The 15,403-nt window shown below is 46.4% G+C and carries 8 protein-coding genes; 3 read left to right on the plus strand and 5 right to left on the minus strand.

Translation table 11 applies throughout. The annotated features are described in order from the left end of the window. Positions 1-396 precede the first annotated feature (396 nt). On the plus strand, positions 397-4,596 hold the full coding sequence (locus AAHF22_RS06710) for a collagen binding domain-containing protein (protein ID WP_347324220.1): 4,200 nt from the start codon (positions 397-399) through the stop codon (positions 4,594-4,596). A 360-nt stretch (positions 4,597-4,956) separates the two neighbouring features. On the opposite strand, the gene AAHF22_RS06715 is transcribed toward AAHF22_RS06710, so the two are convergent. After that, a complete protein-coding gene (locus AAHF22_RS06715) occupies positions 4,957-6,423 on the minus strand; it encodes a dihydrolipoyl dehydrogenase family protein (protein ID WP_347324221.1) in 1,467 nt (488 codons plus the stop codon). Positions 6,424-6,736: 313 nt separating this feature from the next. On the opposite strand from AAHF22_RS06715, the gene AAHF22_RS06720 reads away from it, so the two are divergent. After that, positions 6,737-7,480 (plus strand): hypothetical protein, encoded by a 744-nt coding sequence (locus tag AAHF22_RS06720; RefSeq protein ID WP_347324222.1) that lies wholly within the window; start codon positions 6,737-6,739, stop codon positions 7,478-7,480. Positions 7,481-7,780: 300 nt separating this feature from the next. Next, the gene (locus AAHF22_RS06725) at positions 7,781-8,407 is read left to right on the plus strand and encodes a hypothetical protein (RefSeq protein ID WP_347324223.1); all 627 of its coding nucleotides are present in this window, start codon (positions 7,781-7,783) and stop codon (positions 8,405-8,407) included. Positions 8,408-8,700: 293 nt separating this feature from the next. On the opposite strand, the gene AAHF22_RS06730 is transcribed toward AAHF22_RS06725, so the two are convergent. From AAHF22_RS06730 to AAHF22_RS06745, 4 genes are all read right to left on the minus strand, one after another. Next, positions 8,701-9,918, minus strand: a complete 1,218-nt coding sequence (locus AAHF22_RS06730; RefSeq protein ID WP_347324224.1) for an ROK family protein — start codon at positions 9,916-9,918, stop codon at positions 8,701-8,703. Positions 9,919-10,999: 1,081 nt separating this feature from the next. After that, positions 11,000-12,406 (minus strand): TraB/GumN family protein, encoded by a 1,407-nt coding sequence (locus tag AAHF22_RS06735; protein ID WP_347324225.1) that lies wholly within the window; start codon positions 12,404-12,406, stop codon positions 11,000-11,002. A 319-nt stretch (positions 12,407-12,725) separates the two neighbouring features. Continuing rightward, positions 12,726-13,685 (minus strand): alpha/beta fold hydrolase, encoded by a 960-nt coding sequence (locus AAHF22_RS06740; RefSeq protein ID WP_347324226.1) that lies wholly within the window; start codon positions 13,683-13,685, stop codon positions 12,726-12,728. Positions 13,686-13,741: 56 nt separating this feature from the next. Next, positions 13,742-15,112: a TraB/GumN family protein gene (locus tag AAHF22_RS06745; protein ID WP_347324227.1), complete on the minus strand. Its 1,371-nt coding sequence runs from the start codon at positions 15,110-15,112 to the stop codon at positions 13,742-13,744. Between the last annotated feature and the right edge of the window lie 291 nt (positions 15,113-15,403).

The raw sequence follows: 15,403 nt of genomic DNA on the forward strand, positions 1-15,403 counted from the left end.
AATCACAGCCTACGACTTACAGGAAGAAGCAACTTAGCAAGGATAAATGTACATTTTTTACCATGTTTCACCATAAACTGCATAGCTTTAATAGTTCATACGACTTGTTAAACCTAGTGGGTCATTGGAACTATAGTAAGGTGGCAAACTATCCTGAAAATTATTTACTAAATTCATTAATAAGCATATTACATCAATCGATTCGATAGAGTATAATCAAGTAGGTCACCTTACAGAAATTAACTATTTATTCATTGCATAGTTGCAAGTAAATAGATAGTTACTACATCGATTCCAATTTCCTGTTAGCGCTATAAGTCGTAGTGATTAGCAGACGGAAAGAATACTTCGAGCTGACTACCACCATCTATTAACTACATAAGAAAGGGGTTTTGTATGCACCTATTTAAGAAAGTTAGTGTATTAATGATCACTGTCATTCTATTGATGACCGGTACAATCACACCTACGCTAACGTATGCCGACAACAACATGTCCACACCTACGACGGCGAACGACTCCAGTTCACCAGCACCAGATGCTTCTACACCGACTGTTCAATCAGACACGTATGGAAATGGCGGGCCCACACCAACGCCAGGCAAAACCGACGGATCATCGACGACTGATCCATCTATACCGGCGGCTGCGGCGCAATCGACTACGCCAGCAGCGAAGAAAAGCATTTTAACCGATGCCTTTTTGACGGACGCGAATGGCAATGTCATTAAAGGGGATGGTTCAGGAGCTGCCATTGACCCGGATGCACCGATTAATCTGAACTACAAATGGTCTTTACCGGAAGACGGCTCTTACAAAGCAGGATCGACATTCGAATTCGATCTGCCTTCCAATTTCACGCTTTACAACGATATTAACAATGTATCACTCGATTTCGGAGGTCAATCCGTAGGTAGCTTCGATGCTACACAAAGCGGTCATGTGACCGTGACATTCAATTCAACGATTGAACGCTACTCCGACATTCACGGTACGATGCAATTCCGCACTGCGCTGAGCAAGCAAACGGTAAGCGGCAGCACCGAAGTGAAGATTCCAGTGCCACTCGGTGATAGCTCTGAAGTGATCGTTATCTATCTCAAGCCAGCTAAAGGCAACACGATCAGCAAAAAAGGTGCTGCCATTAGCGGCGGCAAAATTCGCTGGACGATCGATCTGAATACGACAGGTGAGAAACTCGACAATGCCGTACTGAACGATCCGATGCTGGCTGGACTCAAGCTTGATCCATCAAGCATTCAAGTGTACACACTGAATGTGAAAGTCGATGGTAGTACGAGTCAAGGTTCGCAGCTTAGCTCAGGCTACACATTGACCGCAGACGATAGCCAGTTCAAGTTGTCGTTTGATAGCTCCACCCGTTCTGCGTATCGTGTCATCTATGTAACTTCCATTACCGATAACGCACAGACGGTATTCAAAAACACAGCCAGTCTCAGCACGAGTAGCGGCAGCGCTACAGCAAATGCACAGGTTACGGTGCAACAGCAATTTTTGAGCAAAAAAGTCGATAGCTATGACTCGGCTACAGGAACGATTAACTGGTCGATCGGTTACAATCTGAACAGCCAATCGATTCCGCAAAGTCAGGCGATTTTGAAAGACCGCTTCAATAGCTCGCAACAGCTTGTAGCAGGTTCCTTAAAAGTATACGACAGCAATAAAAATGTGCTGACCGAAGGTACAGACTATACGTTGACTACCGTAGCAGCGCAAAACGGTACTGCTGGCTTTGATCTTCAATTTAACAAAGATGTCCAAACGGTCTATACGATCAAGTATAGTACAGCACCAGTAGGGCAAATTGTTCAAAGCGACACCGTTAAAAATACAGTGACAGCAGGCAATACGAGCGCGTCTGCAAGTCAACCGCTGAAAGGCTTGTCATTTGTCAAAACGTTAAGTGATGCGAACTATATTCGCAAAGATGCGACATGGAAGCTGGCTTTTGATAATCAGGGACAGGCTCTGCAAAATGCAATGATCGATGATCAGTTTCCAAATGGTGGTCTGGAGTTCTTGCCAGACACATTGAAGATCACTCGTTCAAACGGTAGCGATTATCCTTCATCGCTGTATACCGTTACCGTTAATGATGCGCGTGCAGGCTTCCGCATCACGTTCCTCCAATCGCCTAGCGAGCCGCTTACGATTACGTATCGCACGACTTTCGATGCGGATTGGAAAAAGAACAAATCTGAAGTATCGTACCAGAACATCGCTGCACTATACTGGCAGGAAAATGGTAGCTATCGTACAATCCCGTCTGAAGCTCGCTTCTGGCCGGATGATCTGACTGTAAACAACGGTTCCAAAGACGGAACCTACAATGCGGTCACTAAAGAGATCACATGGACGATCAAAGCGAACTACAACAACAAGAAATTAACGAATGCTGTATTAACCGATACGATTGAAGCAGGACAGAGTTATGTTCCTGGCTCACTCAGTGTATCGAATATGACACTACTCGGCTGGTGGAATGGCGTAGAGCAAAGCGCGCCGGTGAATCCAGCAGATTATACCGTCACGACTCCACCGAATGGAGCAAATGGTGGTACACTGCAAATCAACTTTGCCAAGCCAATTAACTCGGCATACTGGATCACTTTCAAAACGACATTGACTGGACAGGTCATTCCGAAAAGCGTGCACAATGCAGCAGTGCTCAAAGGAAATGAAGGCGACTATCCGTGGGCAGCCAATGTGAGTATTCCGAATGGTGGCGAGTATGTTAACAAATCAGGTGAGCAAAAAGGGAACAACATCAATTGGACGATCAATATTAACCGCGGCCAATCGTATGTTGAAAATGCCAAAATTATTGATACCCCGACACCAAACCAGATTTTGCTGACCGATTCGTTCCATTTGTACAATGCGACTGTAGGTACAGATGGCACATTGAAACGTGGTACAGAAGCGGTTCAAGGTACAGACTATAAGTTGTCTGTTATTCCAGGCACACCGGAGAAATTCGAACTATCGTTTAACAAACCGATTCAATCCGCTTATATTCTCGATTACGCTACATTGATCACGGCGGGTGATCGCGATAAAGTGAGCAATAGTGTGAAATTCACCGGTAATGGCATTACGACCGGAACGGTGCAAACGAACAAAGAAATTATCGTACGTAGCTCTTCAGCAAGCGGTACAGGCTCCGGCGCTGTCGGTAACCTGGTCCTGCACAAAGTCGATAGCGCAGATGCTTCGATCTCGCTGGCTGGTGCCGTATTCCAGCTGCAAGATACGTTAGGTTTACGTTCGCCGATTACGCTGAAAACCGATGCACAGGGACGTATCCTGTTCACCCAGTTGCTGTACGGCACGTATAATTTGAAGGAGGTTACGGCTCCAGCAGGTTATGTGCTTGATCCAACCGTACATTCGGTTACGATCAATGCAGCGAATCAGCAAGGAGGCAACGTAGCTTCGATCACACTGACCAATACAAAAGCTCCACCTGTCGTAGGCAGTCTGCTTGTGAACAAAGTCGATAGCGCGGACGCTTCCATCGTGCTGGCTGGTGCCGTATTCCAGTTGCAGGATGCAGCAGGCGCTAATGCACCGATCGTTGTCACAACGGATGCAAAGGGACAGGCGCTGTTTGGTCAACTGCCATATGGCACGTACAATCTGCAAGAAATTACAGCTCCACAGGGCTATGTGCTCGATTCTACCGTGCATTCGATTACGATTGATGCTACGAATCAGCAAACAGCAAGTGGACTCGTTATCACACTGAAGAATACGAAAACACCACCTCTTGTAGGCAGTCTGCTTGTGAACAAAGTCGATAGCGCAGATGCTTCCATCGTGCTGGCTGGTGCCGTATTCCAGTTGCAGGACGCAGCAGGCGCTAATGCACCGATCGTTGTCACAACGGATGCAAAGGGACAGGCGCTGTTTGGTCAACTGCCATATGGCACGTACAATCTGCAAGAAATTACAGCTCCACAGGGCTATGTGCTCGATTCTACCGTGCATTCGATTACGATTGATGCTACGAATCAGCAAACAGCAAACGGACTCGTCATCACACTGAAGAATACGAAAACACCAGTTACACCAACACCGACTCCTACACCAGGCACGACGACACCGGTAACACCAACGCCGTCCAAGCCGGATAAGGATCGCCCATCAACATCAACGACGCCAGGTAATCCGAGCAATCCAACACCTGGAACGACAACACCAGAAACAACAATTCCAATCAACGATGATCCTGTACCACAGGGTACGGTGACTCCAGATCAGCCGTCTGTTCCACCAACAGCTGAGACGACGACACCAGAACCAGATATTCCGATCACGGATGATCCTGTACCACAGGGAACAACACCGCCAGAGACGACACCAGACATTCCGATCCCTGATGATCCGATCCCACAGGGAACGACTGTACCGTCCGAACCTTCAACTCCGGTGAAGCATCCATCTGTACCGATGCTGCCGAAGACAGGTGAAGATAGCAATGCACCATTCTGGATCGCAGGCGCTTCTCTCGTTGCACTTGGTATTTTGTTAAATCGTATGAATAGCCGCCGTACACGTTCGAGCGGTAAATAAAAGTTAGGTCGTACCAAAAGCCCATCTTGCTGGATTCAGCGCAAGGTGGGCTTTTGGGTTATTTAATATTGCATCGTAGAGTATTTCGTAGTGGATTTATGATTTGTTGCGGGTAGTCGTAACTATTATTTACAGCCAGTACGTATAGCTACTAGTTATAGCTATTATTTATAACTAGTAGGATGTCTTAAATAAAAATCAGGTTTGAACCTACCTGCAAGTATTCATCAGCAAGCGATTATTAAATACGTATTCCCTAAATTTATCTGAGATAAGCTACGAGTTCCTGTATATTCAGTTCTGTATAAAGGTCTAACATGATTTCTATACAGACTGCTGCACCGATCCATTGTACGTCAATTATTCCTTATCGCTGTCCAGATCCAGCATATAGCTAATATCAGAAGCAGCGGTCGGATACGCGTAAATGACACTTTTGAGCTGGTCAATCGTCAAGCCAAGACGAATCGCCACCGCAAAATGATTAATCAGTTCATCTGCTTCACTGCTCAGCAGATGGGCACCCAGTACAGTGCGCTTTTGCTTGTCCAAAATAATCTTAGCCAGCGCCTTTTCTTCACCTGTATGCTTGTACGTATACCAGGAGGACATATCGTAAGTTTGGATGCTCACCTGCTCGCCTAACTTGAGTGCGTTCTGCTCGGATATGCCGACGGTAGCTAAGCGTGGCATCGTGAAAGCGACACTTGGAATCTCTGCATATTCGGCTTTTTGCGAATGGCCATGTAGCATATTATGAGCCGCTATTTTCCCTTCCAGACCAGCGATTGGCGTTAACGGAAGTCCAGGCGATGCCGCGCAATCTCCAGCTGCATACACATGCGGATTGCTCACACTTTGTAAATACTCGTTAACGGTAATACCTTTTTTCTCGGATTGAACTTCGCCTTGTTCCAGCTCCAGGTGATAAATATTCGGTCTGCGTCCAGCGCCGTGTACGATCAGTCCACATTCGAGATGCCATGACTCTGATGCGCTGGATTGTCCGTCCTGATCTTGTTTAGAACGGATGCTAACCCGGTAACGTGGTTGATGCGGCTCAGCGCTTGAAGTCGAGTCCGAAGCGGCAACAACCGTATCGCTTGATGCCGCTTCTGCCTGCAAGGACTCAATCGATTCCAGTTCTACGTTCAGATGAATTTCGATTCCTGCCTTTCTGGAGCATTCGACCAGTGCCTCCACCTGTTCAGGATCAAAGCCTGTCAGCGGACGATCACTACTATGCAAAATATGCACCTTCGCCCCGGCACGAGCAGCAATATGAGCAAATTCAAACGAAATATAACCACCACCGACAAAGACGATCTGTTTTGGCAAATGCTCCAATCCTAAAAATCCATCGCTATTCGTCATATACTGCTCGCCCGGAATCGATAACGGCGTAGGCTCTGCTCCGGTTGCAATCAGAATGTGGCGTCCGGTGAGCTGCTGTCCGTTCAATTCAATCGTCTGCTTACCTGTAAAATGGGCCTGTCCATGTAATGTATGAATACCTGCCTCCTGTAACTTCTGCTCATGTGCTTCAGGCATTGGCTCGGTAAAAGTACGTTTAAAGGCCATCAGATCCGACCAATCGATCGTTGCAGTTTCATGTATACCTTTGCCACGCATACGTGCAGTTCGTTCAACCAGATCGGTAGCGCCAACCAGCACTTTTTTCGGATCGCAGCCGCGCAGGGCGCAGGTTCCGCCATATTCCCGTTCATCGATAATAGCGACTTCCCAGCCTTGCTGACGACAAAGCTGCGCGGCAGAAGCTCCTGCACTTCCGGTTCCAATTACGATCAGATCATAAGTTGATGTCACGTCGTATCGCCTCGTTCCATATAAGATAGTTAGGTGCTTATTACCTTTTAACCTTCAATCGGAATACGCAATCCGTGAATACATCATGTAAAATGATCGGTCTTCATAGCGGTAGCAGGCCTTTCTTCCTGGGTATATATAGAGTAGGTAGAATCGATCAAAGACGAAAATAAGACGATTGAACCTATTTGCTGTATTGCTCGTTTTAAATGCCATTAACTAGGATTTGTCACTTTTTTATCCTTTCTTTTATTTACATGCCATGTTAAATTGAACAAAAATCTATTCAATACAGAGCAGAGGGGTTATGATCATGAGAAAACTATGGCTTACGCTCACGATGACCGCTGTATTTGTCGGAAGTGCCGCCATGCCTGTGACACCGATTTTCGCAGCTTCCAGCGATAACACGCCGGATGGAACGTACACGATGGATTTGAGTGAGGATGGGGCTACGGAAGGCGATGTAGAGGGCGATACGTATGGGGATGACAGTTCGCTGGATGATATCGATCCTGCATTACTGGATGAGTTCTACCAGTTCGATACGTATCTTGGTGAGCTTGGTTCATTATTGGACTATTCGGACAAAGCATGGGCAACGTATAATACGAATGAATATGTAAGCTCTGCTAATCGCAAGCAGGAATATCAAATGATGACCTACACGGTGATTCCAAACTATATTAAGTTTGTCGCCGGATTAAAGCAGATCAAGCCGCAAAATGCCGAGCTTGCCAAAATTCATGCCCAGTATGTCAAAGGGGCTTCTGCGGAGCTGGAAGCTTTTAAACTGTACAAAAAGTATGTATCCTCTACTCAAATGAATAAAGTACTGCTGAAAAAAGCGCAAGCGCTGCTGACTACAGGTAACACACTCGTTGAGCAATATTATAGCGATATGGATCAATATCAAGTTCGCTTCGAACCGTTGTATGAATACGAGAACGATGAGAGTTATGAAGATGATGGAAGCTATGAGGATGATGAAAGTTATGAAGGAGATTCTTCAAGTACAGACATCACTCCGACAACCTCACTGGACGATTTTGTGTAAGCCTCTTGTACAGCAACAAAGCTTGGATGGGATAGGTGATCGGACAGCAGCGAATACGAACGATTCATATAAAGTAAAGGCAAGATGAATTTATTTGTATTCGCTGCTGTGCAGACCCTATCAGCTATATCACTGGCTAATCCGCGAATTACGGATCTTAGAATTACGGATCTTAGAATTACGAATCTTGGATGTACCGATCCGTCATTCACCCAGCTAGGATTCACCGATCCATGACTGGATCAGAATCCGGATCAACATAAGGTAACTATTTTATTTACATAAAAGGAGCTTATTCACATGAAAAAGAAACTTTCTCTCCTGCTCGCGCTAACGGTTGTACTTGGCTTGACGACACCAGCGATTGTCCCTTATGCACAGGCAGCCTCGACCGATGCAACCACAACGACGACTAGCCCGGACGCTACCGTTCAGCCACCTGCGAGCGATGAGACCGCTACCGATCCAGACGTCACGACAGGCGAAGATGATCTGTCAGAAATCGATCCTGCACTACTCGCCGAAGCTGAAGCGATGATTGCTTATGCCGATCAATTGGATCGTATTGCAGTATATGAAGATAAGGCGATCGACACGTATAACAAATTCCGTTATGTAACTTCATCCAACCGCAAACAAGCCTATTCGGCACTGACCTATACGGTGATTCCGAACTACACCAAATTCCTTGCCAGTCTAAAACAAATTAAGCCGGAAAGCGTGCAGCTCGCCAAAATTCATACCCATTATATCAAAGCGGTCTCCTTACATCTGGAAGGGATGACACTGTTCAAAAAGTATGTGTCCAGTCCGAAGCTTCAACTGTCGATACTGAATAAAGCGAATCAGAAAATCGATGCAGGTATGTCTGAACTGAACATCTACAAAAAAGCAATTACTGCCTATGGAGCTAAATTCGAATCCTAATATCCATTTGCTGACCTATACACCAATCCCAATAGCCGCTACTCATGCAGCATCATAACTGCATGAGTAGCGGCTATTGGCAGACATTCACTACAGCATCGTCCCCCACAGTAACATACGATATTCACGAAACGCGATCCCTTAGAAGCACAGCACTGCGCTCACAATCAGTGTAATGCACGTTGTGTATTTCCATGCGCGCACGTACAGAGAACGCCATCTGATGACAGGCTAACTACATGCTCTGTACCATTTTAATCTACGTCTTTACATGTTTACATTATAAGGCGCAGTCACATGTCCATCCGTTCCAGCACCATAACCGCAGCGCCTACCGATGCTGCACGCTCCTGCAAATACCCACGTGAAAATTGTGGATACGTTGCAGGCTCACCATAAATTTGCTGCTGCGCCACATGGACAGCTGTATCGTAGTAGCCTGGAGCAGCTTGAATTAACGCCCCTCCTAGAATAACGCGTTCTGGCTGCAACGTATTGACCAAATTAGCCAGCCCAATTCCCATATAGCCTGCCGAACGATGAAACATCTCCTGTAGTGTCGTATCCCCCTGCTGCAAAGCAGTCGTAATCCGTTCCCAATCGAGCATATCGATCGATCCAACGTGGTGATTCTCACTTTCCGATCGGATAGCTATCCCGTCCAGACCCATGCGGCTATGCTGCCGTGCCTGCTGCTCCAGCGCTTGAATCGACGCATACGCTTCCAGTGCACCATAGTTTCCCTGGTCATGCAGTCTTGCTCCTCCAGCAGCTACGATCATTTGTCCAACCGCGCCTTCCTTATCCATCGCTCCACGCATTAGCCTTCCATCCGATAAATACGCTGATCGAATCCCCATTCCTGCATTCACATACAGTACATGACGGGCATCGTCTTCACGCATCGCCCAGTGTTCGCCCAGTAAAGCGGTATTCGTGCCGTTATCCAGCAGCGCAGGCAACTCTGTACGCTCTGTGAGCAAGCGGCAGATCGGCACCTGCTGCCAGCCTTTAGCATTAAAATAGATCGGACGATGGATCATCCCGGTCTCATGATCTAGTGGTCCCACCGCACCGACGCCAATACCGAGAATACGGCGGCGACTCATATGCCGCTCAGCGAGCACCTGTTGAATCTGCTGACCGACTTCTTCCACTAGCTTCTCCGGTGTCATTCGTTCATCCATCGACCAACGATGCGAATACAATGTGTTCATCCGCAGATCATACAAACCGAGCACCGAATAGACCCGCGAAATATCCAATCCGAAAATATACCGATTATGCGCATTCATTCGGTATAGAACAGGCTTTCGTCCTCCAGTCGATTGACCTAAACCGGATTCAACAATCCAGCCTTCATGCAGCAATTCATCCAGCACCCGATTCAAACTGCTGCTCGTAATATCAATATCTTTCATTAATTCAAGCTTGGAAACGTCATCCTGCGCAGTAATCCGCTCATACGTCTGCCGCTTCAACGTTTTGGCTGTAGTCTGGTACACGTTCATTCTCCCTATACATTACATAATAAAATACGATGGTATCTCCGTTGCTTCATTTTGTTGTATGTTGTTGTGTGTTGTTGTGTGTTGTTTTGATATTGTTTTGAAGTACCTTCTCATCTGTTATCGTTATACATCTCAGCCTGATTTATAACTGATTTATGCTATACAGCATATGATTAGACCAGTAGTATTCAGCCCATTTTACTCATTCTATTGTATCTGTCTGACCGTGGAATAACCACCATGTAAAATCATTCTGGCGCATGTGCGCAAGCTATTTTTATCAGGGCGTACACTATTCAGGCAAAGAATACAGGGGACGTGCTCCGTTCCATGCTGTTTAGGGCATGTATACGAGTTTGCATACACACCCTGAACCATATCTAAATTAGCATCGTACATGCAAAATTGCCCATGATGTTTACCATCGGAACAACTGGCTCAGATCGTAGGTCAAAAAAAGCCTGTACTCGATGAGAGCACAGGCGGTTTTGGTGATCACGTTTGTCGCTTGCGGGCAGTCGTATCGAAGTCTGGTAGGTACGGACTCGTAGGGTGGAACAGTAACATATTTTGCTTTGTAAAAATCACTTCTCATTTGACCCCGTGTTAGGAAATCGCTAACGCTTAAGCAGTAACATATTTTGCTTTGGCAAAAATCCTTTTTCATTGCACCTCGTGTTAGGAAATCGCTAACACTTAAGCAGTAACATATTTTGCTTTGGCAAAAATCCTTTTTCATTGCACCTCGTGTTAGGAGATCACTAACGCTTAAGCAGTAACATATTTTGCTTTGGCAAAAATCCTTTTTCATTGCACCTCGTGTTAGGAAATCGCTAACACTTAAGCAGTAACATATTTTGCTTTGCAAAAATCCTTTTTCATTGCACCTCGTGTTAGGAAATCGCTAACGCTTAAGCAGTAACATATTTTGCTTTGCAAAAATCCTTTTTCATTGAACCTCGTGTTAGAAAATCACTAACACTTAAGCAGTAACATATTTTGCTTTGGCAAATCATATTTTACAGTGCGTTATTTGTATACCCTAGCATGCTACAAACTAGCCAATACTATACACTCATTGCTATTTACGTACTACCGTGTAACCCTTTTTCTGTAGCAGATGGACAATACCATCATCGCTCAGATAGTGAGCTGCACCGACAACGATGAAGTACTGCTTACCGCCACCGTTTCTCAGGTAGCCGTCGATTTTGTCCACCATGCGGAGGTTGCGATCGACCAGCATCGCTTTGTGGTATTCCGGGATGTCTGCGGAGCTGGTTGTCATGTTATACAGCTCGACCTCATTCCCCGTTTTCCACGTTTCCGCCATTTTATCGACAGAATCATCGGTTTTGCCATCCGCGTAGTCTTCGAAACCGCGCAGTGCAGAATACAACAAAAGATCCTGCAATTGCGGTGAGAAGTTGTCCAGCATACTCAGCTGAGACTGATCCGATTCCAGCTCAATGACAGGTAGCTTACGTGCTGCTGCTTGCTTGAGGAAATACAGATCAATTCCATTGTCCGCCTGGTATTTGGAGTTAGAATAGGCCATAGAGTCGACGATCATTTCGACTACCCACGGTTTAAATTCGTTCAGAGCGTCGGGTTCTTTGCCATTGTCTTTTAGAAATTTGCCAAGTTTGGCGTATGTATCCGCAGCGATATGATTAGGGAGTATGCTGCCATCCTGATACGTGCCCATTTGTGCGATTTGTCGGTAAAAATGATCATCGGTCGTCTTCGTAATATCCACTTCAACGCCCAGATAATCCGCTTCAGCGAAAGCTTGATCATATTCTTTGCGCAATGGGTAAAAACTGTCATTCGCGATATGCATGGAGCCGACCAGATAGACGGTATTTCCATTCGCCTGCACTTCCCACATAAAGCCTTTGCCCCCGGTATCTGCTGCTGGTGCTGGGGTTGCCGTAGCAGGCGGTGGGGTTGCTGGTGTGGTAGACGTTGCTGGCAGTGTCGCGCCAGCAGATGGTGCGGGTACAGTAGTGTCTGCTGCTGGTGCCGTGGTGCTGTCTGCTGGTTGTGTTGTTACTGGTTGTGTCGTTACTGGCTTCGTCGTCGCTGGCACCGTTACAGGTGCAGTCAGTTGGATCGTGCGCGTTTTTGCATTCCAGCTTACCGCGTATCCGGTCAAATCACCAAAGGTGCGAATCGGTACGTACACCGTACCATTCAACTTGGTCAGTTTGCTTTTAACCGTGACGCTTTTACCATTGAAGATGGCTGTAATCTGGTTGCCGGATACGCTGGACAGTGTGATGCCCATCGCTTTGAGTGTGGAGCGCAGGGGTACGAGTGTAGCCTGCTGCTGAACCGTAGGGGCTACGCCAGTGCTATACTCGACTTTCTTATCATTGACTTTGACCGTGAGCGGCTGGGCTGCGGATGCCAGCGCCGGTGTAGCGGTTACAAGCAGACCTGCTGCAAGAACCAGGGACAGTAGTGGATGATGCCAATTTTTCATTGCAGAACTCCCTCTGAATGTTTTGATATCCGAACTGTCCCATTCCTTGAATGATCAGGGATGATGCAAACCAAACGTGTCTCTTTTAATATTGCATATTCTGATTTGGAGTACAATAGGATGGTTACTGTATGTTCATATTTTTATTAGCGTCCGGGTTGCAACGTGGTTTGTAAATAGACATGTCTTCTCTACCTATGTGATTGATACCCCCCCAACATTATTGCAAATGAAAAAGCCGAACGGCATTTATCCCTAGTTGACGTTCGACTCTCCATTCTCCTTTATCTTTCTATGCATCATGTCTAAACCAACTTCTTCACCTGTGTTCACTATGTCCTTTACTCAAAAAATCTGTCAATTCCTCCGCCATCGCCTTCGACTGTGTATAGTGCAGGTAATGCGTGCCATCCAGCGGAACGATCTTCGCATGGGTAGAATGCTTAATCTGCTCTTCATGCAATGGAATCCAATTTTGAATTTCTGGATCATTTTTCACGAGGAAAAAGATCACTGGCAGATTCGCCGGAAATTGCAGACGTTGCACTGCGTTGAAATTAGCAGGAAGTAGCGCAGCTTCACTCTGAATATCGGCATTCATCATATTGTGGAGCGTGATCATCTTAATCTGTTGTTTCGTCTCTTCATTTACGTCCGGCGGCGTCATGATCTGAGCTGGATTCATGTTTACGAGCAAACGGTAAAACCCGGACTTTTCCAACAGGCTGATCGTTTGCGTATCCATAGCTTCCACCGGTTGGGTCGGGACGCTCGTATCGATACCGGCAAAAGCAGTCACTTCATGCGGATACTTATTCACATAGTCCAGTCCGTAGATTCCCGCAATGGAATGACCCATCAATACATAGTTGTTAATGTTTAGCTGGGATAGAGCATCATGAATTTCGCTCGTAATCTGGTCTACCGCACGTGGCTTGTCGGTCACATCGCTCCATCCGTATCCAAATGGCTCGACGACGACGATCCGATAGTTTGGCGTTAATTGATCAATTAGCGGCTTAAAGTCCAATACAGGTGATGCGGTTCCAAAGCCCGGCAGCAGTACAATCGTCTGCTCACCTGTCCCTTGAATAAGCACATTCATCCGCTTGCCATCGACCATGACCGTTTGACCGTAATGTTGAATGTTTTTTTGCTCGGACTTGCTGGCTACGGCGTTCACGGTGTAAACGATCGCGACGAACAATATGATGAGCACCACTACAGTAGCTATAGCAAGCAATATCCACTTTAATAATTTCTTCGTCCAATTGTTCATTATGCTGTTCCTTCTCACGACATCATCGTAACGTAGCAGTCTAGTAATATAGCAGGTTATTTACGTGTGACCGTGTACCCTTTATTTTGTAATAATTGAATGATTCCATCCTGACCGAGATAATGTGCGGCACCGACTACGATAAAGTATCGTTTACCGCTACCTTGCTGCAAATAATGATCGATTTTATCCGCCATCCCGATATTACGATCGGTGAGCATCGCTTGACGATATTCAGGATCAGGTGCCATGTTGGTAGTCATTTCTAGCAATTGCTCGTCATTGCCGCTCTTCCACATGTTTGCCATATCGGTAAGCGTCACGGCTTGATCGTGTTTGCCCATACTATCGAGCGCAGCAATTAGATTGTTCTCCTGTAATTCGCTGGAAAAACCGTTCAGCATATTCAGCTGGGAGTCGAACGTTTCCAGCTCGATCACAGGCAGTTTGCGTTCAGATGCTTGCTTCAAAAAGTACAGATCGACGCCTGATGATGCAGCATAGCCAGACTTTGCAGCTTGCAGATTAACCAGTGTTAGCTCGACCATCCACGGTTTGAATGCGTCCAGCGCATCCGGCTTCATATTTTCCTGCTCCAATACTTTGCCCAGCCGCGCATAGGTAGCCGGAGCGATATGATCTTTGAGTGTACTTCCATCCTGATACATGCCCAGCTTTAGACTTTGCTGCTGCTGTGCCTCGCCTACCTTAGAAATATCAACTTCCACACCAAGATAGTCGGCTTCTTTAAATGCCTGCTCATATTCCTTACGCAGCGGGTAGAAGCTGTCGTCTGCAATATGCATGGAACCGACCAGATCAACTACGTTGTCACCGTGCTTTACTTCCCACAGAAATCCGCGCCCACCTTCAGCTTGGGTCTCGCTGGCTGCATCAGGAGATGGGTGGGATGTGCCACTGCTTGCCGGACGTTCCGCTGTTGATGTGCCTGATACAAGCACAATAGACTGTTCCTTGCTACTCCAGCTGACTGTATGTCCGCTTAACTCAGCAAGTGTACGAACAGGAATATAGGTCACACCATCAATCATGGTAAGCTTGTCGGTAATATTGATCTTTTTGCCATCGATATTGATCGTGATCGATTGGCGGGATACGTTATCCAGCTTAGCGCCCATCGCTTCCAGTGTCGCTCGTAATGGTACAAGCGTCGTTTGTTGCTGAATAACAGGGACTGCCTGACTGTAGCCTACTTGCTTCTGATCAATATGAATTGTAGGCTGCCCAGATACCGGTGCTGCTGATACAGGTACAGTAGCGGTGAATATACTAAGTGTCAGCAACAGTGCCATCCATACCGATGTCCATTGGCGAATCATGCGTTTCCTTCGCTGCGATTGAGATCGTTCGCTTTGACCCTGCTTTACATTTGTGTTCTGGTTGTATGGTTGGTTGTTCCCGTTCATATTGTTGCCTCCATTCGATAAAGTGAATGATGCTTTCTATGACTTGTTGGGCTTATGGGACTTGTGGAACTTACTAGGCTTGTTGGGCTGATGGAACTTATTGGACTTACTACGCTTGTTGGGCTGATGGAACTTATTGGACTTACTACGCTTGTTGGGCTTGTGGGACTTATTGGACTTACTACGCTTGTTGGGCTTGTGGGACTTACCCGACTTATCGGAGTTGTTGAGGTTGTTAGATGGGCTGATTCGTTAGACTCGTACATGTACTCTATTCGTTATTCGTTGGAC

It is taken from the genome of Paenibacillus wenxiniae, from assembly GCF_039822605.1.
Taxonomy (GTDB): domain Bacteria; phylum Bacillota; class Bacilli; order Paenibacillales; family Paenibacillaceae; genus Saccharibacillus; species Saccharibacillus wenxiniae.

What these genes read in the sequence shown, in the direction of transcription:
- AAHF22_RS06710 (WP_347324220.1), top strand. Translation starts at nt 397, where the DNA reads ATGCACCTATTTAAGAAAGTTAGTGTATTAATGATCACTGTCATTCTA.
- AAHF22_RS06720 (WP_347324222.1), top strand. Translation starts at nt 6,737, where the DNA reads ATGAGAAAACTATGGCTTACGCTCACGATGACCGCTGTATTTGTCGGA.
- AAHF22_RS06725 (WP_347324223.1), top strand. Translation starts at nt 7,781, where the DNA reads ATGAAAAAGAAACTTTCTCTCCTGCTCGCGCTAACGGTTGTACTTGGC.
- AAHF22_RS06730 (WP_347324224.1), bottom strand. Translation starts at nt 9,918, where the DNA reads ATGAACGTGTACCAGACTACAGCCAAAACGTTGAAGCGGCAGACGTAT.
- AAHF22_RS06735 (WP_347324225.1), bottom strand. Translation starts at nt 12,406, where the DNA reads ATGAAAAATTGGCATCATCCACTACTGTCCCTGGTTCTTGCAGCAGGT.
- AAHF22_RS06740 (WP_347324226.1), bottom strand. Translation starts at nt 13,685, where the DNA reads ATGAACAATTGGACGAAGAAATTATTAAAGTGGATATTGCTTGCTATA.
- AAHF22_RS06745 (WP_347324227.1), bottom strand. Translation starts at nt 15,112, where the DNA reads ATGAACGGGAACAACCAACCATACAACCAGAACACAAATGTAAAGCAG.